This is a genomic window from Alteromonas sp. OM2203 (assembly GCF_048517045.1).
GTDB lineage: Bacteria > Pseudomonadota > Gammaproteobacteria > Enterobacterales > Alteromonadaceae > Alteromonas > Alteromonas gracilis.
In genome coordinates this window covers 4,338,890-4,362,947 of sequence record NZ_CP183209.1, presented here as the reverse complement: position 1 = coordinate 4,362,947, position 24,058 = coordinate 4,338,890, and the positions used below count along the sequence as shown (strand labels likewise).

Genomic DNA, 24,058 nt, shown 5'->3' with positions numbered 1-24,058 from the left:
ATTTTTGTTCAGTTAACGTTGCAGAGTAGCTTGTAACCAATGCCCGTAAGCGCTGCTTGCTTCGGCATTAAGTTCTAACCACTCAGGAACATCGTACGGATGAAGTTCGCTTACCCTATCAAATGCCTGAAGAACATTTTGTGTGTTGGTTTTGATGAGAAGCTGGCATTCCCTGTCGCTTTCTATCTTTCCCTGCCATTCATACACTGACTCGATCCCCTTAATAATATTTACGCAGGCGGCGAGTTTTTCTTCAACAAGTGCGCGAGCAATTAACTGTGCCGTCGAATCATCTGGCGCAGTGCACAATACAAGCTTAATTGTCATGGCATCTTCTACCTATATGCATGTTTTACGTGGTCGTTATGGCGTAGCTAAACAGACCTAAATAGGGCCATCATTCTTTCACAAACAAAGTATATCACGGTCGCAATCGGTCGCTTTAAGTGACTATTTAAGCGAAATGATGGGCACCTTTTCTTGTTATTACGTACAAAGTCACTATAACGGGTTATGAATACATGAAAGAGGAAAAGTTTTGCGGGTTTTATTTTTATTGTTTGCCCTATTACCTATTTTAGAGATTGCGCTGCTAATTAATGTGGGAAGCGTGATTGGCGGTTGGAATACCGTAGGCTTGGTTATTTTGTCAGCATTTATCGGTGCGTACTTTGTTAAACGCGAAGGTGTAAGTACGTTGCAGACTGCACAAGAAAAAATGCAGCGAAACGAAGTGCCTGGAAAGGAACTCGTTGAAGGTCTTATGCTTGTTGTCGCCGGTATTTTATTAGTCACGCCGGGATTTATCACGGATATTTTTGGTTTCTTGTTAGCCATGCCGGGCTCCCGTCATTTCTTTGCGGCACAAGTTAGCAAGCACATGAAAATGCGCGTCGTTACGCCAAGCATGGGGCCTGGTTTTGGGCAAGGCCAATCACCTTTCGGGCAGAGTCCGTTTGGCGAGAGACCCGGACAACGTCAAAGCGGTGACGATATCATCGAAGGCGAATACACCGATCACACCACTAACGACCCTGATAAACGATTGAAATAGGCTTTTCTTACTGCCAACGTGTTTGATTTATTTCACTTGTACGCCGTTTAGCACAATAAACGGCGTTTATATTTTGCCTTCCAAGTAAAATCTTCTTAGAAAAATAAATATTTAGCGAAAAAACCAATTTTTTTACATTTTTTTGCTTAAAAACCCTTGAAGTTATCTGGGTACTACCCCATCTATCCGTGCAGAAACGATTTTAACTGCTCAGCAATGAGCAACCCAAGCACACAACATTCAGACAGTCTGGGTGTTGGTAACTACATAACTTTGAATAGTGGAATTTTCAGGAGACTTGAAAATGGCAATTCGTCCTTTACACGACCGCGTAATCCTTAAGCGCGCAGAGCAAGAAAGCAAATCTGCAGGCGGTATCGTTCTGACTGGTTCTGCAGCAGAAAAATCTACACGTGGTGAAGTAATCGCAGTAGGTAACGGTCGCATCCTTGAGAACGGTGAAGTAAAAGCGCTAGACGTTAAAGTTGGCGACACCGTTATTTTCAACGACGGTTACGGCGTAAAAACAGAAAAGCTGGATGGTGAAGAAGTACTTATCCTAAGCGAAAGCGACATTCTAGCGATTGTTGAGTAATTACAACTAACGTTAAAACGAATTTTAGAGGAATTTAATCATGGCAGCTAAAGAAGTACGTTTTGGTGATGACGCTCGCAGTAAAATGCTTAAAGGCGTAAACATTCTAGCGAACGCAGTAAAAGTAACACTTGGTCCTAAAGGCCGTAACGTTGTTCTAGACAAGTCATTTGGTGCTCCAACTATCACTAAAGATGGTGTATCTGTAGCGAAAGAAATCGAACTTGAAGACAAGTTCGAGAATATGGGCGCGCAGATGGTTAAAGAAGTAGCGTCTAAAGCGAACGACGAAGCGGGTGACGGTACTACTACTGCAACTGTACTAGCGCAAGCAATCGTAACTGAAGGCCTTAAGAGCGTTGCAGCGGGTATGAACCCAATGGACCTTAAGCGCGGTATCGACAAAGCAGTTATTGCCGCAGTTGAAGAGCTAAAAGCCCTTTCTACTGACTGTGCAGACAGCAAGTCTATCGCTCAAGTAGGTACTATCTCTGCAAACTCTGATTCAGAAGTGGGCGACATCATTGCACAAGCAATGGAAAAAGTAGGTAAAGAAGGTGTTATCACTGTAGAAGAAGGTCAGGCACTTCAAAACGAACTAGACGTTGTTGAAGGTATGCAGTTCGACCGCGGTTACCTGTCTCCATACTTCATCAACAATCAAGAAAACGGTACTGTTGAACTAGACAACCCGTTCATCCTATTGGTTGACAAGAAGATTTCTAACATCCGCGAACTACTTCCTACCCTTGAAGGCGTAGCGAAAGCTGGTAAGCCGCTAATGATCATCGCTGAAGATGTTGAAGGCGAAGCGCTAGCTACACTAGTAGTAAACAACATGCGCGGTATTGTTAAAGTTGCAGCGGTTAAAGCACCTGGTTTTGGTGACCGTCGTAAAGCAATGCTTCAAGACATCGCTATCCTAACTGGCGGTACAGTAATCTCTGAAGAGATTGGTCTAGACCTTGAAAAAGTTCAGCTTGAAGACCTAGGTACTGCTAAGCGCGTAGTTATCAACAAAGACAACACAACTGTTGTTGACGGTAACGGCGACCAAGAAGCGATTGAAGGCCGTTGTGCTCAAATCAAGGGTCAAATTGAAGAGTCTTCGTCTGACTACGACAAAGAAAAGCTTCAAGAGCGTCTAGCTAAGCTTTCAGGCGGTGTTGCAGTAATTAAAGTTGGTGCAGCAACTGAAGTTGAAATGAAAGAGAAGAAAGACCGCGTAGAAGATGCACTACACGCAACGCGCGCAGCGGTTGAAGAAGGTGTGGTACCTGGTGGTGGTGTGGCACTAGTTCGCGCAGCAGCTAAACTTGCTGACCTAACTGGTGACAACGAAGACCAAACAGTAGGTATCAAGCTTGCACTACGTGCAATGGAAGCGCCTCTACGTCAAATCTCTATCAACTCAGGTGCAGAAGCATCTGTAGTAGTTAACGAAGTGAAGAACGGCGAAGGTAACTACGGTTACAACGCAGGTAACGATACTTACGGCGACATGCTAGAGATGGGTATCCTTGACCCAACTAAAGTAACGCGCTCTGCACTACAGTTCGCATCATCGATTGCTTCACTAATGATCACGACTGAAGCAATGGTAGCTGAACTACCTAAAGATGACGCTCCAGGAATGCCTGACATGGGCGGAATGGGCGGCATGGGCGGCATGATGTAATCAATTGCTGTCTCTTTAAGTCCTTTCAAATCAATGGTTTACGCGCAATGTATACAGTTGAGTATACGCAAATGTAGACAATGATGTAGGACGAAAAGAAGCTTTAAGAAAGGCGTTGGGTTGAGACTCAGCGCCTTTTTTGTTTGTAAGTAACCAATTAGTTTAGTAGCTTATTTATCGATATTAGGTTGATAGCCAAGGAGGCATTAATGGGCGATGTAGTAGGTGGGATTTTATTGTTGTTTTCTATCTTGCTGGCTGTGATTGCTATTACAGAATTGCTTGGCTTTCACACCTTCTTCAACTCGCTTTTAAAGATAGGCCACGCTCCCCTTTTTAAAATAAAACTTTTTTGGGTGGCTACTTTATTCCCATTAGCAATTGCGCTTGTACTTTCAATACCAATGTTCTCCTCTACTAAGTTTGATTTTAGTCAGCAAGGGTATTCAAAATTCGTAGAGCTATTCTCGTTCCCCCTCTGGGTAGCTTCTGGTTCCATAATTTTTGGTGTACTGGTTGGGCGGTTTCACGGTTCTGTTCAGCGATATGAGGCTCTTTGTCAAACAGAGAGTAACAATAATTTCAGTAACTTTATCGAACATAAAAAGCTTTTTTTTGAGAAGTTAGATTTTGACGGCATGACTTTTAAGGCAGTGCTTACTGTAGAAAATGATGAAGGGAATCTTAATTTAAGCGATTACATTATGGACTTTCGCTTAGATAAAGAGCGACTGTACAAGTTTTTCTTCCCACAGAATTCTTATAAAAATTTTGATATAAGCAAGCGGGTTAATTTAATTGAAATGTCAGAGATAGATATTCCAGAAGATGTGAAAAAACTTGATGAAAAAGCGCATAAGATACTCAATACTTTGTCTGGCATTACGGGTATTACGTTAAAGAAAGGCCTCAACGAAGAGCTATTTTGGAGTTACGAACAAACCAGCTATCCATACGAACATGCTTATTATAAATTCGCCAACTTACAATGCTTTAGCTTAGTCTTGAAACACCTCGATGATATATTATTACCATTGTCTGATTCGGCATTGAGTGATGATTCCTGCGAATCGGATTTATTTTCAGTTAAGCCTTTTGAGCCTTGCGAAATGAGTTTTAGCCTCCTTAAGCACTACTGCCACGCAGAAGAAAGTAGCTTAGAAGCGGCCCTGAGGAATACGGCTTTTGTGAGCAACAGGAGCAACTAAAGGAGGCCTAAAAAAAGTATTAATAGCAAATATGCGCAAGCTTTATGAGTTTGTAGTCTCAAAAGGAAGACGTCCTTCTAATAGGAGTTAAACACTCTTATTTTGAATGGAGTACCGCAGCTTTAGCCGCTAAGTTATCTGCAAGTTCATTGCCGTAGATACCGCTATGACCTCGAACCCACTTAACGACAACTGTAGGCTTCTCGTGCTTTAATTTGTCGATAAGTTGCCACAGGTCTTGATTAGCTATTGGCTTCTTACTTGCGTTCTTCCAGCCTTTTAGCTTCCACCCTTCAAGCCACTCGTTGTAGCCTTTGGAAACCATTTCGTTGTCTGTGTGTATAGTGTCTTCAGTCTCTGCCAGTTCAAGAGCTTTGATGACTGCCAGCATTTCACAACGGACATTGGTTGTTGTCGCTTGGCCTTTCTCTGGCTTTACTTGTGCTGTGTAGGTGTCGAGAACTTCGCCTTGCTCGTTAAGTATTACAATTGCAAGCCCTCCGAGTTTACAGCCAAACTGATTATTGGGTGCTGCTCCGTCAGTATAGATATGTCTTCTGTTGGTATTCATAAATGAAACTCTCCTATTGGTTTATTCTTAAAAGCTTCGAGATAACACTGGCTCGAAGTTAGTTATTCTCCAGTAAGCTTCGCTCATCGCGTCATGCAGGATGCCCTCGCTACTGGCTGGTACGATAAAGCTGTCGTGTACTGGAAGGGTTGGAGTACCAAAGGTGGTCATAGTGTCTAGAACATGGTTGGCAATGAGGCTGTCTTGATGTTGTAACGACTTCCACTGCTCCTGATAGAACATTTGGCTAATACAGCTGTGCCTTGTCTCAAAAAGGGAGAGCGCGTTATCTGCATCCTCATAAGTCATGCTCAAATGAAAAGCCGTTGAACGTATAGCCTGTAGTCTGCTGCTGGTGCTAGTAGCAATTAATGCTAATTTCTTCACTACATCTCTGTCGATGCCTTCGATGTCGTAGCAGTCACTTGGAGCTTCTACACCAGCCAAATGATAAAGAAGACGAGGGTGCATCGACTTGTAGTCAAGCTCAACACAAGGCTCTCCATTAATTGTGATAGTGCTTCTGACAACTTGAGGTAGGTTCTGCGCATCACAGTAAAACCTGCCACCAATGCACCATTGCCCTTTGAATATCCGTCTGCATGAGAGGTCAGACTGCGATAGTTGAATGGTTCTGTTGTCTTCAGATTTATATACCCAGTTGTAACTTGTGCGTACCTCATTATGTTCCATTATCGACTTTCTCATGCGAAGAGTGCTTGGTTCGTCGCTGTAGTTAACGTAATCATAAGGATTGTTGCGAAGAATGAGCGGGTCAATAGGAACAGAGATGTCAGTTACCTCATGTGCTTCCAGAAGGCGAGCTTGATTGATACAGGTCTCAGTGGGGAGAATAAGTGACGGAATGCCAGACGTGTAGTTCTCGCTTTTGAATCCTCGCTCAATCTTAATCAAGCCTAGCTGTTCTCCTTGCGTCAGTAAGGCGTTCATCGTGTCTCTGCTGTACGGCTCCCTACGAAATCTCTTCGGTATAGCTTTTAGGCGCTTACCTAGCGAGTGTACGAAACCCGTATCAGTGCCTAAGTTCATCGCACAGGCAAGATTGATAGCTATACACTTAACCGCTTGGCTTGTTGGCTTGGTAATACGTTGTCGCCCTTGTGTCAGCTGTTCAGTGAGCCAGTCGGTAAACTGTGAATCTACTCCCTTATGGGTTCTTAGTGGAAAGGTGAATATTGGGTTTGCATTAGTTGTATTGGACTTTCCCTTGAGGGCTTGTGTCCACTGGAAGTTTTCTTGTGGTGTAACCATAAGTTGGTTCATAAGCGTTCTCCTTGTCTTATTCCCCCCTATAGTGCTGCTGGTGGTCTCCTCGTCTGTCGCTAAGTCGCTTCTGGGTTGTATTTACCAATAACTAACCAAGTTATCGTTACAGGTTAATTAATGGATGGATGCACCTCAGACACGTCTAAGGCAGGACTACGAGACAGAAAAGATAGTCAGGGGAAGTTGAATTGATTGAATTAAAGGTGATAACTGATTGATAGTCAGTCACCGAATAGTTTGGATTGACAAAACAGGGTATGAGAAACGAACGGCTAAACACAAAATAAGTGATAGTGTTAACTTTTCGCTTCCCCCTCCCATGGTCAGGGAGTCGTGTATCTCTTGAATTTACAGGGCTTGCGATATATTGGCTAATTCTTATTTTTTAGAGGGATTTTATGGTCATTGAGTCTAACCAACCGATAAGCGAGAAGTGCGGATACAAAGCCTCATCACAGATCGACAACGGCTTTCTACGAGCTTTTCTGGGTACAATTAATACGATTGCATTAGGTGAGATAACTCGATCTTAGAGGGCTTTACAGAGCCTCAAACAGTTAAGCGTGAGACTCCGTTGTGATAGTGCTGAAGATGTCTAACAGAGGATTAGCAGACCACATGAATCCTTGGCTTTATAATTCGAATTTACTCGGTTTATTATTTTGACTAATGAACTCATTGATTATCTTATGCACCGCTCCCTTACTACAGCTTAATTCTTCAGCAATCTTAGCCATGCTCAAGCCTTCCTCTCGTAGTTGGTGGACTCTCTCACGGTCTACAGACTTCTTACGCCCAAACTTAACGCCTTTCTCTTGCGCCTTAGCGATACCTTCCATCTGTCTTTCGTAGCGTAGAGACAACTCGAACTCAGCTACAGCAGCAATCATGTGGAACATTAGTTTACCGTGTGGTGTTGTTGTATCGATGCCTTGGTCAATTACAATGAGACCTACGCCTTTATCATCGAGTAACTTCGAGATATTCGCTAGGTCAGCCACAGAACGACCTAAACGGTCTAACTTGGTCACAACAATAGCTTCACCTTCACGCACGTAATCAAGCATCTTCTCTAGCTCTGGGCGGTCTGCTGTCTTACCTGAGCGTTTCTCTTGGTAAATCTTTGTGCAGCCTTTCGCCTTCAGTGCGTCTAACTGAACGTCTAGCTTCTGGCCTGTGGTTGATACTCGTGCGTAACCGATAAGTTGACCTGTCATGATAAATCCATCCTGTTCAATAAAGTCTAAAGGTTAAGTGACCAATAAGATAATGAACGGTAAGTGAACGGTCAATAGGTAAGTTCAAAAAAGTTTATTTTGGTGGACGATTGTGAAACCGGAAATTTACGGGTACAAAGTCTGGATATTTCCCGACTAAACCTCACGCCTGCAATGATGCAGTCATGTAGTCAACCTTTTCGGACTGCAATTGTGCGTGCCGAATAATATGTAAAAGCTCAGTTATTTACCAGCCTGCAATAATGCGGTCTGGCTTAAAGAGCCACCAGCAGAGCCTGTGCGTTGTCTTGGTGTTTGGTCAAGATGAACGTTGCGGCTTGCTTGAAGATTGTCTTAGCGGTGTTCCTGTGGTGCGTAGAGGCACCCTATGGGGGGGGAGTTGAGGCTTCATCATTGTCGATTTGGCCTCTCAGATTTTTGTGGTGAAACTTTCTCTACAACTTTTTTGTAAAATAAGTTTGGTCATAAATTCTTGTTATTGACTTTTTTTTGCACTACTGTAGTATGCGCGCACCTCGAAAAAACCGATAAGAATGTTATTTCGTAACTATACTTAGGTGGTGAGGATAGAGGAGATTGTTTTATGGCTAGAATCAGAAAAAATAAAGACTCCGGAGTTCAAATGGATAGTATCCTTGAAGTCTTGGAAGGTCTTTCATTAAGCGATGAATATTATGCCAGAGCTCGCGTGGCGAGAAGAAAGACTGCGAAAAAGTCACTCAATGAGCGATTCAGAGATGCTTTTTTGAAGGCGCACTCTGAAAAGGTTGAAGCTTAGGCGTTATATTTCATTAAACAGGGACGTGAGTGGATTAGAAGTTGAACAATAATAAGAAGTGGGTTTATGAATGTCTTGTCGAAAGCGAAACAGACCCAGTTGGTCTTATCGCGTATGCGTTTTACAAGAAGTCAAAACACGAAATAGCCTCCAAGCTTAGGGACGAAAATGTAGATGAGCTTGAAATCGAACAGAAAGTAAAAGCTCACCACGATACAGTGCTGCAAAGCACCGATCTTCTTGAAAGTTTCAACTTAAAGGCTGAGCTCTTCTTAAAAGAAGTATATCAACGAATAGAGAACAAAGTTGAGAACGAGCTTAAGAAAGAGCACAAAAAGAAAGTTGAAGAATTAGAGAAAGAAAAAAAGAAGGCTTACGACAAGGCGGCTCTAGCCCTTAAAAATGTCGCAAAAAGACATAATGAGCCGCATTGGTCTCTCCGTTCCGCTGGATGGTTGTGGAATGGTTTCGCTGGTATTTTTGCTGCTTTAATTATGACATTCTTGGTCGGTGGTGTTGTTTACGCATTGTCACCTGAGGCAAAGCAGGCCGAGTCTAAACAAGAAGTTGTTTCTGAAATTCTCAATTACATATTCAAATAGGCAGAAGCAACTCTGCCTTATTTACCGCCTCTTTGAGCCTTTGTAGCTCATGCCCCTTCGAGTAGTACCCATAAGACATCGTTTTACCTCGCTCATGACCAACTATTTGAGCGGTAACGTTCTCCTCAATGCCTGCTCGTTCCATCGCAGTAATGTACATATGCCTGAACGAGTGGAAGCCTTTGAGCTTGTTGTCAGTCACGTGCTTTACCTTAAAGTTTGAAAACGTCCGGCTAGCTGTCTTGCTTCCAATACCAATAACAAAGTCGTCATCTTCCTTGTTCTCAATATGAGCTAGTAGCCTCTCACCTATTGCATCGGGTAGCGGTACAGTGCGCGTTGCTGCTTTCGTTTTACCTTTCTCTATGTTTATCGCAATGATTCCGTCATCTACAACAACATGCTTCTTCTTTAAGTTGCATAGTTCGCTGATGCGACAGCCTGAGTAAATGCCTAAGTCCACCAGCAAGCTATAAACAGGCTTTTCCCAAGAATGGCTTCGTATCTTAGCAACTTCCTCTTTTGTGAATTGTTCACGTTTTTCAGTTTGGTGTTCTTCGGCTGACGAGTACTTGTGACCAGTAAACGGGTTAACTCCAGATACTTCCTCCATAGTCTCAGCGAAATCCCAAACAACTTTGAGTCTGCTTATCTTGGCTTGTACTGTTGCTTTCTTGTAAGTCTTCTCAAGGTGCTTAATGTACTGATACACCATCTTTTTCGATATGTCTTCAACAGCAATATTTCCTTGGTCAATCCAATCGAAGGTCTTAAAGCAATATTTGCTGAAGTCCTTAACGGCTGTTTCAACTTTCTGGATAGTGTCCTCAGTTTTTCCTTTGCCCCAATCGTCTTGCCACATCTTCAGTGCTTCAGACATACGAAGCTTGTATTTGTTGCTGAAGTCTTTAGCGCCAGTTACCGTCATGTAGGCTTCTAGCTCTACCTTTCGACCTTGAGATTCAAGCTTTTCTGGATAGATACCCAAATCCCATTCTTCAGGGTAGTTCTTTTGGTCACGCCTCATTTCTCGAACTATTTCTCTGAATTGAGCGCTTTCTGTGCTTGAAGAGCAGCGGAGCGCTTTAGACTCTAACTCTCCATTGAGAATGTCACGCTTACGTCTGGCCTGCCGTATGTCAGCAGTATCAAGACTAACTTGGATGAATGATTGATTAGGGTATTGGTTAGTTAAGTGCTTAGGGATTCTGCGTTGATACCACCAGATATTCCCACGTAACTTTAGGTGTTTTGTGTCTGTCTTCTTGCTCATATCATTGCGTAATGTAGCCAATAATGTAGACAGTATTGTTTCCATAACTAACTGAAAGTCAATAGAAATAAGGTCTGCGTGATAGTTCTCTCGGCATGATGTAATCATTCCCCAAGCTTAACGCTTAAAAAGGCGCTACTTCACGAGGTCACTTCACTTCAGAGTTAGCGCCTTTTTTGTATCTACTGCTTCTCGGTTAACTTTGCCCCTAACCACCTAATTTCTAGCGAAAATGTATCAGGTACCGCACTGGTGTGATCGCTATCTGAAATTACGTTTAGTTGTCCTAAACTTTATGAGATTCTTGATGACATAAGTACAAATATTTATGTCTAGTGGTACTTAATCATCAAAACTTTCTCGAGCAGTTTGTTCTTGGCTCGCCCTTTCGTTCATAGAATCATCTGTTACTGAATTGCTTCAATCAAAAAAGCTATCCCAAGTATTTTCTATAGGGCTTAATACTCTATCCTTACCTACAACTCGAACATTAACTGCTTTAACAGATTCTTCAAATCGAGCTTCTGCTGGCATCCTAACCGCTTGAGAGCGGTGCTCATAAAAATTTTAGCTGTCTTCATTTTTACACCCCTTAGTTGGTATATAGCAAAGGCATATGCCATAAAGTGTTGCACGTGCTCTAGCGTATTGGGAGCATCCCGATAGCCAACTAAAAAAAGCCTTGTGTGTTTCATCTTATTTATCGGAAGCTTAACGCATCATAAACTTTCCTGCGTTCTATGTTTTGCTTAGTTTTTATAAACGAAAAATTTACAATACTTTCTTTCAAGAAGAAGCAAGTTTCACGTTAAATGATCATGAAATGACTAAAAACAAAGGGTACAGCGTAAGTAAAGCAGACTGCATAATTTGGAAGAGTAATCCTCACATGTTAAATAAATGGAAAATTTTTCATTTAAATGCAAAGAGAATAGTTTGAGAGTAATCAACGAGTGACTTGTGCTCGATAAAAATTGCCTTTAACCTGCCACGCCTGCTTCATCTTTGAAGTAGGAAACTAGTGCATTTTTTATAAGGCATACTACCTACTATGGCACCACGTTCTTTCGCTTTTTTAAGCGAATTGAATTCATTAATTAGACCCGCAGTAAACTACACCAATGGTGTAGGCGCTATGCTGTGGTTGGCTAATATGGTGCTGTTGCTGAATGTTGCGCTAGTTATTAGTGGCACCATGGCCGACGCTACAGAGTTTGTTAGTGCATTTAATGAAAGCTTGGTTTTTGAGCCTTTCGTTATTGCACTTGCTAATCACACGCTTTCACAATTTATCGTTCCCACTATCGCGTTGGTATTAGTCGGTTTATTGGTTAAAGCCACGGCTATAGCAAAGGCGCAAATAACAAAACAGCGCCAGCCTATCCCTTACCTTTGCCCTACATTTCCTCAGCCTTTTGTTCAAACGGTTGGCAGCCGAGCGCCCCCGCTTTTTAGTTAAACGTCTCCAATTTTTTAGACACCATGAGTGCTGCGCTTTAAGCGTGATAACGCCACTTTTGGTGGTTTTTTCGATGCTGTAAACCCGTAGTTCCGTTAGGAACTGCTCAGTCATCGCCGTTTAACTTGTAGGTTATAGGAACTTGTTTTGTCTATTCGTAACCTTTTTACTTTGATTGTTGCTGGTGCTGGGCTTACGTTAGCCGGTTGCAGCGGTGGCGTGCTTGACCCCAAAGGGCAAGTGGGCATGGATGAAAAGAATCTTATTATTCTTTGTACCATCCTAATGCTGATTGTTGTTGTTCCCGTAATTGTTCTAACGCTTTACTTCGCATGGAAGTATCGTGCTAGTCGCGACTTTGAAATTTACACCCCGAAGTGGGCGCACTCTACAAAGATAGAAGCCGTTGTATGGTCAATTCCTATCTTAATTGTCATTTCGTTAAGCGTGATCACATGGCGTTCTACTCACGCACTCGACCCTTATTCACCACTAGAAGGCAAAGGAGAACACCTTACTGTTGAAGTGGTATCGCTCAACTGGAAGTGGCTGTTTATTTACCCTGAGCAAGGCATTGCTACCGTCAATGAATTAGTGTTTCCGGCTAATAAGCCTGTGGCATTTAAAATCACTTCCGAAAGCACTATGAATTCGTTTTTCATTCCTCAGTTGGGAAGCCAGATTTATTCTATGGCGGGAATGGAAACTAAGCTTCACCTTATTGCCAACGAGCCAGGTACCTACAAGGGTATTTCGTCAAACTACAGTGGCGCAGGCTTTACGGGAATGAAATTCAACGCTATTGCCACACCTACTGAAGGCGACTTTAACGATTGGGTTGCAAGCGTAAAACAAGCCCAAACACCGTTAACTTCCGCTTCTTATGAGCAGCTTGCCAAGCCAAGTGAAAACAACCCGGTAACTTACTACAGCGAAGTGAGTGAAGGTCTCTTTCACGACATCGTGATGAAGTACATGAAAGATCACGGCTCTATGGACTTTTATAGCAAGCCAGAAAATGCCGCAACTGGCGAGCATCACACAATGCCTCAAATGCAACACCGTCATCATCAAGAGGATGCACAATAATCATGTCTTTTTTAGGTAAATTATCTATAGAGGCCGTGCCCTATCACGAGCCTATTATTATGGTGACACTTGCCGTAGTGGCACTGGTTGGTGTGGTTATAGCCATGCTCATCACCAAACACAAACAGTGGGGTACCCTGTGGTTTGACTGGATCACGTCTGTCGACCACAAACGTCTTGGTATTATGTACATTGTGCTGGCTATGATCATGCTGCTGCGCGGCTTTGCCGACGCTATTATGATGCGTACTCAGCTTGCAATGGCAACCAATGGTGCGCCCGGGTATCTCCCGCCAGAGCACTACGACCAAATTTTCACAGCTCATGGCGTTATCATGATTATCTTCATGGCGATGCCGTTTATGATTGGCCTAATGAACATCATTCTGCCACTGCAAATTGGTGCCCGTGATGTGGCATTTCCTTTTTTAAATAATTTGAGTTTTTGGTTAACCGCAGGTGGCGCAATTCTAGTAAATGTGTCTTTGGGGTTAGGTGAATTCGCAAAAACAGGGTGGGTTGCTTATCCGCCGCTAGCCGGGTTGGAGTTTAGTCCCGGGGTTGGCGTCGACTATTACATATGGGCCCTGCAGATATCCGGGCTCGGTACCCTGTTAACTGCCGTAAACTTCTTGGTTACTGTGTTTAAAATGCGTGCACCAGGCATGAAGCTAATGCAAATGCCTATTTTCACCTGGACCTGCACATGGGCGAATATTCTTATCGCCGCATCGTTCCCTATTCTTACCGCTGTGTTAGCCATGCTAACGCTAGACCGCTATATGGATTTTCACTTCTTCACTAACGAAGCAGGTGGTAACTCCATGATGTATATCAACCTGTTTTGGGCATGGGGACACCCTGAAGTTTATATTTTAGTATTGCCTGCATTTGGTATTTTCTCAGAGGTTATATCTACGTTTACCGCTAAGCGTTTGTTTGGCTACAAGTCGATGGTTTATGCATCGGGCGCTATTGCCATTCTAGGCTTTATTGTATGGCTGCATCACTTCTTTACCATGGGGTCGAGCGCCAATGTGAATGCTTTCTTCGGCATTATGACCATGGTTATTGCTATACCCACGGGGGTAAAACTATTTAACTGGCTGTTCACCATGTATCGAGGTCGTCTTGTACTGAGTGTGCCTGTGCTATGGACGTTAGGTTTTATGGTGACTTTCACCATCGGCGGTATGACGGGCGTACTGTTAGCTATACCTGGCGCAGATTACGTACTCCACAATAGCTTGTTCCTTATTGCTCACTTTCATAACACCATTATTGGTGGTGCGGTTTTTGGCTACCTGGCGGGCTTTGCCTTTTGGTTCCCGAAAGCCATGGGCTTTAAGCTTGACGAAAAAACCGGAAAAGCAGCCTTTTGGTGCTGGCAAATTGGTTTCCTTTTGGCGTTCATGCCCCTATATGTGCTTGGCTTTTTGGGTATGACACGCCGCTTAAATCACACCGACAACCCTGACTGGAATATCTGGTTATACATTGCTGCATTTGGTGCGTTTGTTATAGCAATTGGTATTTTCTTCCAGCTACTTCAGCTGTTTGTAAGCTTCAAAAACAAAGAGAAGCTTAACGATACAACGGGCGATCCGTGGAATGGTCACACGTTAGAGTGGTCAACGGCGTCACCGCCTCAATTTTACAATTTTGCCAAGATTCCTCACATCAAAGACATTGATGCATGGACGGATATGAAAGAACGCGGCGAGTCGTATCAACGCCCTGAAAAATACACACCTATTCATATGCCAAAAAATACTTCAGCCGGAGTTTTCATGAGCATGAGCTTTACCCTAATGGGCTTTGCGCTTATCTGGCATATTTGGTGGCTTGCAGTTGTCGGTTTAGTGGCAGGAATAGGAGTATTTATTAAGCGTTGCTATACCTCGGATGTTGATTATTACGTGCAGGTAGATGAGGTTGAACGAGTTGAAGCTACGCACTTAAGTGCCAATACAGTGGGAGGTCGCTCATGAGTACTATTGCAACATCAAGCGCCGCATCAATGCCGCATGAACACGCACACGAAGAACATCATGAAAACAACACCATGTTTGGTTTCTGGTTGTATTTAATGACCGACTGTTTGTTGTTTGCTTCTTTCTTTGCCACCTATGCCGTGCTGTTTATGAATACGGCAGGCGGTGTGTCTGGCAAAGATATTTTCGAGCTCAACTTTGTTGCAGTTGAAACCGCCGCTCTGCTTTTAAGCAGCATTACCTTTGGCTTTGCCATGATTTGCGCGCACCGACAAAACAAGTCAGGCGCCCTTGCTTGGCTGGCGGTGACATGGGCACTGGGTGCGTGTTTTATTGGTATGGAGGTGTACGAATTTCATCACCTTATTGAGCATGGCAACGGGCCGCAGCAAAGTGCGTTTCTAACGGCGTTTTTCTCATTAGTGGGACTGCACGGACTACACGTTACAGCGGGCCTTATTTGGATGACAATCATGTTTATTGAAGTAACCCGCCGAGGTCTAGGTGGGCAAACTGTTACCCGACTTAGCTGCTTAAGCTTGTTTTGGCACTTCCTCGATATCGTATGGATATGTGTATTTACCGTAGTGTACTTAATGGGGGCAATGTAATGGCGTTACACGATGCAAAATTAGCTTCAAATACGGACGGTCGCGCTTCATCAACTCACAATAGTGATGACGCACATGGCGATGTGAAGTCTTATGTTATTGGCTTCATTCTATCTGTGGTACTCACCGCTATTCCGTTCACTCTAGTGATGAATGGCGACCTATCTAAAGTTACCACGATTTGGAGCGTGGTAACCCTTGGCTTGGTTCAAATTTGGGTGCACCTTAAGTACTTTTTGCACCTTAACTTTGTTACTGAAGAAGGCAGAGCCAATACGTTTTCATTCTTATTCAGTGCTCTTATTATTTTCATGGTGGTGGGTTTATCCGTTTGGATCATCTACGAATCAAACGCCATGATGATGTATTAGCAAATCTCTGTATTTGCGTGGTCTAGCTTGACGATTACGCCAGGCTTTTCAATGTGTTTACTTCATCGCGGTCAGTACGATAAGCCCTCATGTTTTGCCCTTCTATTGGGGCAACCTATTTGGGGGGCAACATTGGGGCTTCTCGGTACACCTTGATACGCGTCTAAATGGGCGCGTTTTAAATTTGGATTTTACCCATGACCTCTACTTATAAACGTTACCTGTCAGTCACCAAGCCCGGCATTATTATGGGCAATGCTATTTCGGTAACGGGCGGTTTCTTGCTCGCGTCCCGTGGCGATATAGATTACTGGCTGCTGCTCGCTGCGCTCATCGGTTTATCGCTGGTGGTGGCTTCAGGTTGTGTCATTAATAACTGCATTGACCGAGATATCGACGGCAAAATGCAGCGCACGGCCAACCGGGTTACGGTAACAGGCGAGTTGCCATTACTTACTGCGATGTTGCACGGTGCTGTGCTAGGCATTTCGGGGTTCGGCTTGTTAGCAGCTTACACCAACCTTACCGCGGTATTTTTTGCTGTTTTTGGCTACGTTATTTATGTGGGTGTTTACAGCCTGTATATGAAGCGGAACTCGGTATACGGCACATTTGTTGGCAGTTTGTCAGGTGCGGTGCCGCCAGTGGTCGGTTATTGCGCGGTAAGTGGTCAGTTTGATATGGCCGCAGCTATTTTGTTGGGTATGTTCAGCATTTGGCAAATGCCCCATTCTTATGCCATCGCTATCTTCAGATATAACGACTATAAGGCGGCTGGAATTCCTGTGTTGCCCGTATCGCAGGGTATTGCGAAAGCGAAACGCCATATCGTCCTTCATATTGCGTTATTTGCTTTAGTTGTAATGCTGCTTCCACTTAGCGGTTATACGGGCATTGGGTTTTTAACCGTGGCCTTTGCAACCAGCCTTTGGTGGCTGTTAATGGCACTTCGCGGATATAGACCCGACATCAACGTAGAAGGCTGGGCAAAACGTGTTTTTGGTTTCTCCATTGTGAATATAACGCTGTTATCCGTCGCTATGTCACTGGACTATCATACGTCAGTAACGAGTCTGTTTGCGCTCTCGTTCTAATTGACGTGTTTCGACTCACTCGACGTGGTTGGCTTGAAAGCTTCCAATGCAGTGTGCGTATAGCAACGCATTCACTTTGGGCAATCAGGCCTGACCGAGTGCTTTTTGCCCTCTGTACAAGCGAATAATGGTGAAACTATTAACTGCCAGTAGCGTAGCTTCAAGCAGGGTGCCGCCAATAGAACCGACAATAATATTGTTGGTTAGCCAACATATAGCGCCGCACAAAAACGCTAAACGCATGCGTATTCCTGACAAACAAAATAAGGCATAAGTGCCTATGCACGTGCCCAAAACAGGTAATAAATCGTACCAAACTTCGGCCAAATACAGCCCGGCTGCTGCGATATTAATATAAACAGGTAGGCGACACTGCGGGAGCGGGTTTTAATTGAAAATGCCTGTTCTTACCACTGAAAGCAAGGCACTTAAGCATGCGGTTACGGCACCAAGTAGCGCAAAATGCAGGGCGTGATTTAAATTCATCACCACCATCATTATTCGCAGGTGCTGATCATCACGCTGATAAAAGCACAAAATGCCAAGCGCAAAACTCAGCATGCCTATCGCTTGGGCCAAGTCAAATTCTGGTAACAAAAGGGAAGGCCCGTCAATCATTGATAAAGGTTAACGATACGCAGTTTTTAAACAGCAGAGTAGCCTTTACATCGCTTTTTAGCCCAACACATCACATTGACTAATGGCAGGCGAGTTGTTCACTAGGGTATACTTAGCGTACACGATATTATTCTTAAACCCCCGAGACAAATTAGGTCCTTTCCATGGCAACGGCATCCGCACTTCACATTTTGGTTAAAACAGAGAAAGAAGCGCTTTCTATTTTAGAGCAGCTTAAAAAGGGTAAGGATTTCGCGACGTTAGCAAAGCGTCATTCTAAATGCCCGTCGGGCAAGCGTGGTGGCGATCTTGGTGAATTTCGTAGAGGCCAAATGGTAAAAGCCTTCGACGATGTGGTATTTAAAAAAGACGTGCTCAAAGTACACGGGCCGGTGAAGACCCGTTTCGGCTACCACCTTATTAAAACGCTTTATCGTAGTAATTAAAACCAGAGCCCTTTAAAACCAAAGCCGCAATAGCCGAAGCAAGCCCGGTACATTTAACAAGCGTTAAAGTATGTCCTAGCTAATTACCTTGTTAATTGCCGGGCTCCCACTTTTCACCGCATACTGAATTTTTGGTAAATATGGCGTACGGGCTGTTGGTGTCGTGTAGTGAATTGCGTAGCGCTGCGCCGTGATCTACCGTAATAAAAGGTGTGTCAGAGGCCTTACCTTGTTCATTTAGCATAAAATAGTCGCTGGAGTAGCTTGTTAGCATCATGCGATTGTCGTAACCCATATCGCTTAAGCGAACCCGGGTTATGGCTTTAAATTTAGCGCCGGGGTTAGAAAGGCCTACTATTTTCTTAAAAAAGTAACCTTTATCAGTTTGAAGCTGTGAAAAGCCGTTTAAGGTATTTATTAACGCTTTTACGTCGATGGCTTCGCGCTGTAGCATAAAGTCGTGATGAATAGCATTGCCATCTTTTCTTAAGCTTTCTTCTGAAGACATTTTACCCGCGGTGTACGCTTGTTCAGACTCCAGTGATGAAAGGTATGCTTGTCCCTCTTCCCCATAGTGGAGTAGCGCTTTGGTGTTCACGTTCACGTAGTAATCGCTAATTCCAGCAGGCACTACTTCAAATAGCATAACATCGGGAGTTATAGCGCCTCGCTCTTCTGGCGTTTGAGGCCCTTTGGCTACGCACTTGTCAGAAATAAAATAGTAATATTGGCCCGCTTCAATGGCGAAAGCTGTGTTAGATAGCACCGTGCAGATGGTCAGAAATAGTAGTCTAGAAGTGAACTGTTTAAATGCCGTGACAGCACTGCCAATTTGCATATCAAAGAAGCCTTATTGTTTGATGCATTAATATATAATACCAACGCATGCGAACTGATATAAGGCGTCATTGTAAGGGGTAGTGGGTCAAAGCGCGAGTTAAGCTTTGAAACGCGCTTTGGATTTAGTTTGTAGCCCAATAAAACTAAGTATGCCCTTAAGACTCAAGTACCCCGTTAACGGGGGCGAAGGACAATGGTGTCGCTAGAGTAGTCTGTAGATATCTGTAAATTGTCGGCAAGGGCGGCAATAAGCGCGTCTACATCATTGGTGTTGAATAGCCCTGCAACTTGCATATTGGCAAGCGCAGCATCACCTAAAACGACGGTTTTGTCCGTATATCGGCTTACTTCTTCAATTACGTCAATTAATGGCTCGCCGCGAAATACAATCTTGCCTTCCCGCCAGCTTAAATCATTCGCGATATCTTCATCTGACACTGTCTCAACGGTGCTGTTAGGCAAAGATAAAAGCGATTTTTCACCTTGAACTAACGTCAGTGGCTGAGCCTGCGGTTTAATAATTGGATCAGTAATGCTTTCGCCATTCGCTTTGTTAAGTGTATAGCTGGCGACTTCTACCACGCCTTCGGTAACTACCAGTTCAAGGTCGCCGCGGTGATATTGCACATTAAAAGCAGTACCAACCGCCTGTATAGCTTTACCTGCTGCAAGTACATTGAGCGGGCGGGATTTGTCTTTCGCCACTTCGATATGAAGCTCACCTTTGACAAGCTGAATAATCCGTGAGGTTTCAGTAAAAGCAATGTTCACTTGAGAGTTGGTATTAAGCCATAGTGTACTGCCGTCCTCTAAGCTAATACTCTTGTGCTCGCCCGGTTTGGTCGAGGCTTGTAACGAGTAGCTTGCCATTTGAGCAACAGGTTCGGTTTGATTAGACGGCGAGAATAAATCTAGCCCCTGATAACTTAACAGCCCAACCATTAAAAACGAGGCAGCAATGGCCAGCGGGCGCTTCCAAGTCACGGTGTTGTTTGCTTTGTGTTTGACGCTAGGCTCAGGTGTATGAGGTACGATCTCAGCCAGTTCGCTAAGCACCGACATCTTGTCCCATAATGCTACCATCTCTAGGAAAGTGTCTCGATGCACAGGTGTTGCAAGCCATGCTTTTAGTGCTTGTTTTTCATCGTCATCAAGCCCCTCGTCGAGTTTCACAAGCCACTCACTGGCAGTATCAAGCACGCGCTCATCACTGTTGAATTGAACAACGTTGCTAGAGGTGTCGGTATTGGTCTCGCTCTTCGAGCTATTCATGGGCGTCTCTCTTTACTTCCGCCGTGCTTTGTTGCCCGCTACGTTGATAAGTAGTAGGCCGTGTATGCGATGCTGATTGTCTTCGCATAAATAACGTGCATCGTTTTATACCTTCAGCAATGTGCTTTTCCACGGTTTTTTCACTTATCTCTAATTCTTGGGCGATCTCTTTTAGAGAGTAGCCATACACTTTCTTTAACACAAATGCGCGCCTGCATTGCTTAGGAAGGCCGCGTACTGCATCACAAAACAATTTAAATTCTTGTTGTGTCGCGTTGCTGTTAAACGTCTCGTCTTCAGCGCCATTTATGGCACTTTCAAGGGCGGCTTTAACCTCTACGCTATCATCTACCATGCGCGTTTCAGCGCGTTTAAGATGGTCGTAAGCCAAATTTTTTGCCGTCCTGAACAAAAACGACTTGGGCTCTTTAATATGCTCAGTAGATTTCGCCTGACACAAGCGCACATAGGTGTCTTGTAGTATGTCATCCACTTCTTTAGGCGGCACAAGACGAGATAGCATTTTGGCCATCGAACCGCGCGCCGACATATAGGCATTATGTATAGCTGTTTCTATGGGCATATTATTATTTATTATCGTTGTTACTTACTAAGACGAAAGCCACGTGATTTTCCCCCAGCTATTTTCAGCATTATCACTAAAAAATTAAATTTGTTAATAGGTTGTATTAAATGCGTTGCTGGTTTAAAACAACACCATCCAATTGAGTTGAGAGTGAGGCTCACGCATCACAACTCCCGATAAAACATAATAACAACAGCGTAAACACAACTATGCCTGCGGCAACCACTCTGCACGATTCAATCACCTTGTTACCTTTCAAGCCTAGCGCTTTAACGGTGGCGCTTTGCATGGTGTCGTTAGGGGTGAACCACGTTGCTTATGCTGAGTCGGTAGAGCCTGATCAGCAAGCAGAGGTGCTCGTGCAAAATGCGTTGCCCCTTCCTGCTATAGATTTTGCTATTCCTGCACAGAGAGCAGACGAGGCGATTATTACTTTTGCTAATCAAGCCGAGCTAACTGTTGTTTTTCCATATAACAAAGTAAGGCATATCTCAGCGAATGAAGTAAGTGGTAACTATACACCTCAGCTCGCAATTAAAAAGCTTTTAGAAGGAACAGGGCTGAGTGCTCACATTGTGGACAACACGCGCATAAAAATAGTGCCTATTGGTGAGAGAGATAAGAGTAATTATTTACTTGGGCGCTTGTTTGACACCGTTACCGCACAAGGTGAGAGCCTAGTAACCGTGCCAGACGAGCAAGGCAACTATAATATTGAATATATTGAAGTAAGAGGCTTAAGGGCGCGTATCGCTCAATCAGTTGCTATTAAACGCAATGCCAGCGTTATTATGGACACAATTCAGTCGGTGGACATGGGTAAGTTTCCTGATCAAAACCTTGCAGAGGCATTACAGCGGGTGTCTGGAGTATCTATCGACCGCGCCGAGGGAGAAGGGCAGCTTGTCACAGTGCGAGGTTTTGGACCTGAATTTAATAGCGTTTTGCTCAACGGTAGACCAATGGCAACTGATAAGCTTGGGCGCGAATTTAGCTTCGATACTCTAGCCTCTGAGATTGTCAGTAGTGTGGTCGTACATAAGCAAAGCCAAGCAAGTATGCAATCGGGCGGAATTGGCGCAACGATAGATGTTCAAACAGCTAAACCTTTGTCCTTCAAGGGAATGCGAGCGGCTGGCAGCGTCAAAATGCAATACGATACCAACTCGCAGCAATACGCGCCTTCAACGTCTGCTATGTTCAGCAACACCTATTTAAATAACTCGTTGGGTGTTTTAGCCTCCTTTACTCAACACCAACGTCAAGCCAGACTAGAAGAAGCGCAAATCGATGGCTGGTTGGTAAATACGAACGTACCTGAAAGTGAGCTTTCTAAAGACACTGATACGTTATACGTTCCCAGAAATTACGATCAGAGAGTGCGTTTTGACGATAGAACCCGTACAGGGTCTGCGCTCGTTTTACAGTATCGACCTAACAACAAGCTGGAGCTTACTGCCGACTATTTGGGGTCGACATTCGACGTCGAGACCTCTGCAACCTCAATGGGACATTGGTTCACCTCAAGTAATCTTGAAGATGTCACGGTGGATGAAAACGGCACGGCGGTGGCTTTCTCACAAATCAGTGGCCATGCCACCGACTTTCACGCTCGCACATTTAATCGTTCATCCACCTCACAGAGCTTTGGCGTTTCAGCAAGTTATCTTGCAAGCGATAGTATTATAGTCGATGCTGACTTGTCTTATTCGAAAGCCAATGTCGACGACAATAATGGAGAAGGTAACGCACTTTCACTTATCGGTTATCTTAACCGCTCTTCCTTCGATCACACCCAGCAAAATGTCCTACCCGCGATATCGGGTTTTGAGCAAGCCAACCCAGGCCAAGTAAATGCGTTTGGTGAGCCAGTAGGCGTATCGCATTACTTAGACCCTTCAAACGGTCGCGCTCACGTTATGTTACGTAGAGGGTGGAGTATTGATGACGATATAGGGCAGGCGAAGGTGAATATCAGCGTATTGGGCGACGATAACTGGTTTAGCAAAATTGACGTTGGTGCAGCCTTAACTCAGCGAGAAAAAGCCAACCAAAGAAGAGACAACGAAGCAGATGCAAGACACTGTAGTTTTTGTGGCTATTTCGATACGCCGGATATTCCAGATAGCTTTCAAACCATATTTGATGCGGGCGATGATTTTCTTGGTTCGATAAGTGGGCATGAAAATATTCCTCATCAATGGTTGAGGCACGACGGCAGTAGATTGTTCACTTACTTGGAAAACACAGGGGGTGTTAGTCTCGCCGCTGAAACAAGAGGAAGTTCTTTTGCCGTTAAAGAAACAGTGTATGCGGGGTATATTCAGGCCGCCATTGAAAAGGATTACGCGCCTTGGTTTATCGATATTCATGTAGGGCTTCGGGCTGAATATACAGATGTGCAGGTAAGTGGCGTCGACGAGCAGCTATCAGCGCTTGTCATTTTAGATCAAACCGAACTCGGGCAGGAATTTGGTGCGTCGGTAAATATCAATGAGTCCACAAATTATACCAACTTACTTCCAAGTTTGAGTTTGAAAGCCAGCTGGCTTGATAATTGGGTGCTACGCGTGGCTTATAACCACAGTATTACTCGCCCAACTTTGGAGCAGATGGCCCCAGGCGTGACTTATACCACCACGCGGCAAGGAGGCGATTTAAGGGCACGTATTGGAAATTCACAGCTACTGCCCTTTGAGGCAATTAATACTGATTTTGCCATTGAGCACTATTACCAAGAAAACAGCTATGTATCAGCAGGCTATTTCAGAAAAACAGTCGATAACTTCATCGTGAATGAGAGCAATACGCAAGCATTCAATAACGTAACTGACCCTAGTACCGGCGATGATCCAAACGCAGTTGATGATGCCGACGCTTTAGCCTTGTTTACAGTAATTTCGCCTAACAACGGTGAATCTGCAACCGTCGAAGGTGTAGAGATAGCGATGCAACACTTTTTCGGTGAGTCAGGGTGGGGATTACAGGCCAATGCAAGTTTCGTAGACAGCAACGCAGAGCTGGATGCGGCCAATGTTCGCTCAACCTTTGCGCTTACCGGGCTATCTGGCGCAAAGAATGTGGTGCTGTTTTATGAAAAAGACGCCTTACAATGGCGCGTGGCTTGGAACCAGCGAGAAGGCTTTCTGCAATCGCTCAACCAAACTCAAAGTACTGAGCCAACCTTTGTCAGCCCATATCAACAGTGGGATATGAGTCTTTCATATCAAATTAGCCCTCGCGTCGCCATATCCTTTGAGGGTATCAATATTACTAATGAAACTGTGCATAAACGCGGCCGTTTCAGTAATCATTTATTACTTGTACAAGATGCAGGCGCCCGCTATGCATTAGGGGTTAACATCATTTACTAATCGTTCTGGTTATTTTGGCG

At 44.1% G+C, this 24,058-nt stretch carries 23 protein-coding genes and 1 pseudogene; 14 read left to right on the top strand and 10 right to left on the bottom strand.

Annotation, left to right across the window (positions count from 1 at the left end; translation table 11 throughout):
* Window positions 1–12: 12 nt before the first annotated feature.
* Window positions 13–327, bottom strand: a complete 315-nt coding sequence (cutA, locus tag ACM0P2_RS19100; protein ID WP_159118588.1) for a divalent-cation tolerance protein CutA — start codon at window positions 325–327, stop codon at window positions 13–15.
* Window positions 328–538: 211 nt separating this feature from the next.
* On the opposite strand from cutA, the gene ACM0P2_RS19095 reads away from it, so the two are divergent.
* From ACM0P2_RS19095 to ACM0P2_RS19080, 4 genes are all read left to right on the top strand, one after another.
* Window positions 539–1,054 (top strand): FxsA family protein, encoded by a 516-nt coding sequence (locus ACM0P2_RS19095; RefSeq protein WP_159118587.1) that lies wholly within the window; start codon window positions 539–541, stop codon window positions 1,052–1,054.
* Between the two features lie 304 nt (window positions 1,055–1,358).
* Window positions 1,359–1,649, top strand: coding sequence for a co-chaperone GroES (locus ACM0P2_RS19090; RefSeq protein ID WP_012520088.1), 291 nt, complete (start codon window positions 1,359–1,361; stop codon window positions 1,647–1,649).
* Window positions 1,650–1,689: 40 nt separating this feature from the next.
* Window positions 1,690–3,327: a chaperonin GroEL gene (gene groL, locus ACM0P2_RS19085; RefSeq protein ID WP_159118586.1), complete on the top strand. Its 1,638-nt coding sequence runs from the start codon at window positions 1,690–1,692 to the stop codon at window positions 3,325–3,327.
* A gap of 209 nt (window positions 3,328–3,536) precedes the next feature.
* Window positions 3,537–4,535 carry a hypothetical protein gene (locus tag ACM0P2_RS19080; RefSeq protein WP_419227023.1) on the top strand — a complete coding sequence of 333 codons (999 nt, stop codon included), beginning with the start codon at window positions 3,537–3,539 and terminating at the stop codon, window positions 4,533–4,535.
* A 97-nt stretch (window positions 4,536–4,632) separates the two neighbouring features.
* On the opposite strand, the gene ACM0P2_RS19075 is transcribed toward ACM0P2_RS19080, so the two are convergent.
* The 3 genes from ACM0P2_RS19075 to ACM0P2_RS19065 form a co-directional block, all read right to left on the bottom strand.
* The gene (locus tag ACM0P2_RS19075; protein ID WP_419227022.1) at window positions 4,633–5,106 is read right to left on the bottom strand and encodes an RNase H family protein; all 474 of its coding nucleotides are present in this window, start codon (window positions 5,104–5,106) and stop codon (window positions 4,633–4,635) included.
* 27 nt (window positions 5,107–5,133) lie between these two features.
* On the bottom strand, window positions 5,134–6,390 hold the full coding sequence (locus ACM0P2_RS19070) for a hypothetical protein (protein ID WP_419227021.1): 1,257 nt from the start codon (window positions 6,388–6,390) through the stop codon (window positions 5,134–5,136).
* A 635-nt stretch (window positions 6,391–7,025) separates the two neighbouring features.
* Entirely contained in the window at window positions 7,026–7,610 is a 585-nt protein-coding gene (locus ACM0P2_RS19065; RefSeq protein WP_419227020.1) for a recombinase family protein, read from the bottom strand.
* A gap of 604 nt (window positions 7,611–8,214) precedes the next feature.
* Between ACM0P2_RS19065 and ACM0P2_RS19060 the strand changes: the two genes are divergently transcribed.
* On the top strand, window positions 8,215–8,409 hold the full coding sequence (locus tag ACM0P2_RS19060; RefSeq protein WP_419227019.1) for a hypothetical protein: 195 nt from the start codon (window positions 8,215–8,217) through the stop codon (window positions 8,407–8,409).
* Window positions 8,410–8,450: 41 nt separating this feature from the next.
* Window positions 8,451–9,011 carry a hypothetical protein gene (locus ACM0P2_RS19055; RefSeq protein WP_419227018.1) on the top strand — a complete coding sequence of 187 codons (561 nt, stop codon included), beginning with the start codon at window positions 8,451–8,453 and terminating at the stop codon, window positions 9,009–9,011.
* Here the strand turns inward: ACM0P2_RS19055 and ACM0P2_RS19050 are convergent.
* Window positions 9,004–10,392 carry a tyrosine-type recombinase/integrase gene (locus tag ACM0P2_RS19050; RefSeq protein WP_419227017.1) on the bottom strand — a complete coding sequence of 463 codons (1,389 nt, stop codon included), beginning with the start codon at window positions 10,390–10,392 and terminating at the stop codon, window positions 9,004–9,006. The two genes, ACM0P2_RS19055 and ACM0P2_RS19050, sit on opposite strands and share 8 nt — an antisense overlap.
* A gap of 312 nt (window positions 10,393–10,704) precedes the next feature.
* Window positions 10,705–10,818, bottom strand: coding sequence for a hypothetical protein (locus tag ACM0P2_RS19045; RefSeq protein WP_419227016.1), 114 nt, complete (start codon window positions 10,816–10,818; stop codon window positions 10,705–10,707).
* Window positions 10,819–11,335: 517 nt separating this feature from the next.
* On the opposite strand from ACM0P2_RS19045, the gene ACM0P2_RS19040 reads away from it, so the two are divergent.
* The 6 genes from ACM0P2_RS19040 (at window position 11,336) to cyoE (ending at window position 16,902) form a co-directional block, all read left to right on the top strand.
* On the top strand, window positions 11,336–11,743 hold the full coding sequence (locus ACM0P2_RS19040) for a hypothetical protein (protein WP_159118584.1): 408 nt from the start codon (window positions 11,336–11,338) through the stop codon (window positions 11,741–11,743).
* 147 nt (window positions 11,744–11,890) lie between these two features.
* Window positions 11,891–12,832: a ubiquinol oxidase subunit II gene (gene cyoA, locus ACM0P2_RS19035; RefSeq protein ID WP_173359219.1), complete on the top strand. Its 942-nt coding sequence runs from the start codon at window positions 11,891–11,893 to the stop codon at window positions 12,830–12,832.
* 2 nt (window positions 12,833–12,834) lie between these two features.
* Entirely contained in the window at window positions 12,835–14,823 is a 1,989-nt protein-coding gene (gene cyoB / locus ACM0P2_RS19030; RefSeq protein ID WP_159118582.1) for a cytochrome o ubiquinol oxidase subunit I, read from the top strand.
* The gene (cyoC, locus tag ACM0P2_RS19025; protein WP_159118581.1) at window positions 14,820–15,437 is read left to right on the top strand and encodes a cytochrome o ubiquinol oxidase subunit III; all 618 of its coding nucleotides are present in this window, start codon (window positions 14,820–14,822) and stop codon (window positions 15,435–15,437) included. The genes cyoB and cyoC overlap by 4 nt, the downstream gene beginning before the upstream one ends.
* Entirely contained in the window at window positions 15,437–15,808 is a 372-nt protein-coding gene (gene cyoD / locus ACM0P2_RS19020) for a cytochrome o ubiquinol oxidase subunit IV (RefSeq protein WP_159118580.1), read from the top strand. The genes cyoC and cyoD overlap by 1 nt, the downstream gene beginning before the upstream one ends.
* Before the next feature lie 197 nt (window positions 15,809–16,005).
* Complete coding sequence (cyoE, locus tag ACM0P2_RS19015; protein ID WP_159118579.1) at window positions 16,006–16,902, top strand: heme o synthase; 897 nt, start codon at window positions 16,006–16,008, stop codon at window positions 16,900–16,902.
* Between the two features lie 84 nt (window positions 16,903–16,986).
* On the opposite strand, the pseudogene ACM0P2_RS19010 reads toward cyoE, so the two are convergent.
* Window positions 16,987–17,463: pseudogene (locus ACM0P2_RS19010) on the bottom strand (YgjV family protein).
* A gap of 221 nt (window positions 17,464–17,684) precedes the next feature.
* Between ACM0P2_RS19010 and ppiC the strand changes: the two are divergent.
* Complete coding sequence (gene ppiC / locus ACM0P2_RS19005) at window positions 17,685–17,966, top strand: peptidylprolyl isomerase PpiC (RefSeq protein WP_012520075.1); 282 nt, start codon at window positions 17,685–17,687, stop codon at window positions 17,964–17,966.
* 91 nt (window positions 17,967–18,057) lie between these two features.
* Here the strand turns inward: ppiC and ACM0P2_RS19000 are convergent, their stop codons facing one another.
* From ACM0P2_RS19000 to ACM0P2_RS18990, 3 genes are all read right to left on the bottom strand, one after another.
* Entirely contained in the window at window positions 18,058–18,804 is a 747-nt protein-coding gene (locus tag ACM0P2_RS19000; protein ID WP_173359215.1) for a hypothetical protein, read from the bottom strand.
* A 176-nt stretch (window positions 18,805–18,980) separates the two neighbouring features.
* Window positions 18,981–20,078 carry a FecR family protein gene (locus ACM0P2_RS18995; protein WP_173359214.1) on the bottom strand — a complete coding sequence of 366 codons (1,098 nt, stop codon included), beginning with the start codon at window positions 20,076–20,078 and terminating at the stop codon, window positions 18,981–18,983.
* Complete coding sequence (locus tag ACM0P2_RS18990) at window positions 20,071–20,661, bottom strand: sigma-70 family RNA polymerase sigma factor (protein WP_173359213.1); 591 nt, start codon at window positions 20,659–20,661, stop codon at window positions 20,071–20,073. Before ACM0P2_RS18990 ends, ACM0P2_RS18995 begins: the two co-directional genes overlap by 8 nt.
* Window positions 20,662–20,951: 290 nt before the next feature.
* Here ACM0P2_RS18990 and ACM0P2_RS18985 point away from each other — a divergent pair, with 290 nt between their 5' ends.
* Window positions 20,952–24,038 (top strand): TonB-dependent receptor, encoded by a 3,087-nt coding sequence (locus ACM0P2_RS18985; RefSeq protein ID WP_419227718.1) that lies wholly within the window; start codon window positions 20,952–20,954, stop codon window positions 24,036–24,038.
* The last annotated feature ends 20 nt before the right edge of the window (window positions 24,039–24,058 follow it).

Bases quoted from the DNA above. Each gene is read 5' to 3' on its own strand.
- cutA (WP_159118588.1), bottom strand. From the start codon at position 327: ATGACAATTAAGCTTGTATTGTGCACTGCGCCAGATGATTCGACGGCA.
- ACM0P2_RS19090 (WP_012520088.1), top strand. From the start codon at position 1,359: ATGGCAATTCGTCCTTTACACGACCGCGTAATCCTTAAGCGCGCAGAG.
- groL (WP_159118586.1), top strand. From the start codon at position 1,690: ATGGCAGCTAAAGAAGTACGTTTTGGTGATGACGCTCGCAGTAAAATG.
- ACM0P2_RS19080 (WP_419227023.1), top strand. From the start codon at position 3,537: ATGGGCGATGTAGTAGGTGGGATTTTATTGTTGTTTTCTATCTTGCTG.
- ACM0P2_RS19075 (WP_419227022.1), bottom strand. From the start codon at position 5,106: ATGAATACCAACAGAAGACATATCTATACTGACGGAGCAGCACCCAAT.
- ACM0P2_RS19070 (WP_419227021.1), bottom strand. From the start codon at position 6,390: ATGAACCAACTTATGGTTACACCACAAGAAAACTTCCAGTGGACACAA.
- ACM0P2_RS19065 (WP_419227020.1), bottom strand. From the start codon at position 7,610: ATGACAGGTCAACTTATCGGTTACGCACGAGTATCAACCACAGGCCAG.
- ACM0P2_RS19060 (WP_419227019.1), top strand. From the start codon at position 8,215: ATGGCTAGAATCAGAAAAAATAAAGACTCCGGAGTTCAAATGGATAGT.
- ACM0P2_RS19050 (WP_419227017.1), bottom strand. From the start codon at position 10,392: ATGATTACATCATGCCGAGAGAACTATCACGCAGACCTTATTTCTATT.
- ACM0P2_RS19045 (WP_419227016.1), bottom strand. From the start codon at position 10,818: ATGCCAGCAGAAGCTCGATTTGAAGAATCTGTTAAAGCAGTTAATGTT.
- ACM0P2_RS19040 (WP_159118584.1), top strand. From the start codon at position 11,336: ATGGCACCACGTTCTTTCGCTTTTTTAAGCGAATTGAATTCATTAATT.
- cyoB (WP_159118582.1), top strand. From the start codon at position 12,835: ATGTCTTTTTTAGGTAAATTATCTATAGAGGCCGTGCCCTATCACGAG.
- cyoC (WP_159118581.1), top strand. From the start codon at position 14,820: ATGAGTACTATTGCAACATCAAGCGCCGCATCAATGCCGCATGAACAC.
- cyoD (WP_159118580.1), top strand. From the start codon at position 15,437: ATGGCGTTACACGATGCAAAATTAGCTTCAAATACGGACGGTCGCGCT.
- cyoE (WP_159118579.1), top strand. From the start codon at position 16,006: ATGACCTCTACTTATAAACGTTACCTGTCAGTCACCAAGCCCGGCATT.
- ppiC (WP_012520075.1), top strand. From the start codon at position 17,685: ATGGCAACGGCATCCGCACTTCACATTTTGGTTAAAACAGAGAAAGAA.
- ACM0P2_RS19000 (WP_173359215.1), bottom strand. From the start codon at position 18,804: ATGCAAATTGGCAGTGCTGTCACGGCATTTAAACAGTTCACTTCTAGA.
- ACM0P2_RS18995 (WP_173359214.1), bottom strand. From the start codon at position 20,078: ATGAATAGCTCGAAGAGCGAGACCAATACCGACACCTCTAGCAACGTT.
- ACM0P2_RS18990 (WP_173359213.1), bottom strand. From the start codon at position 20,661: ATGCCCATAGAAACAGCTATACATAATGCCTATATGTCGGCGCGCGGT.
- ACM0P2_RS18985 (WP_419227718.1), top strand. From the start codon at position 20,952: ATGGTGTCGTTAGGGGTGAACCACGTTGCTTATGCTGAGTCGGTAGAG.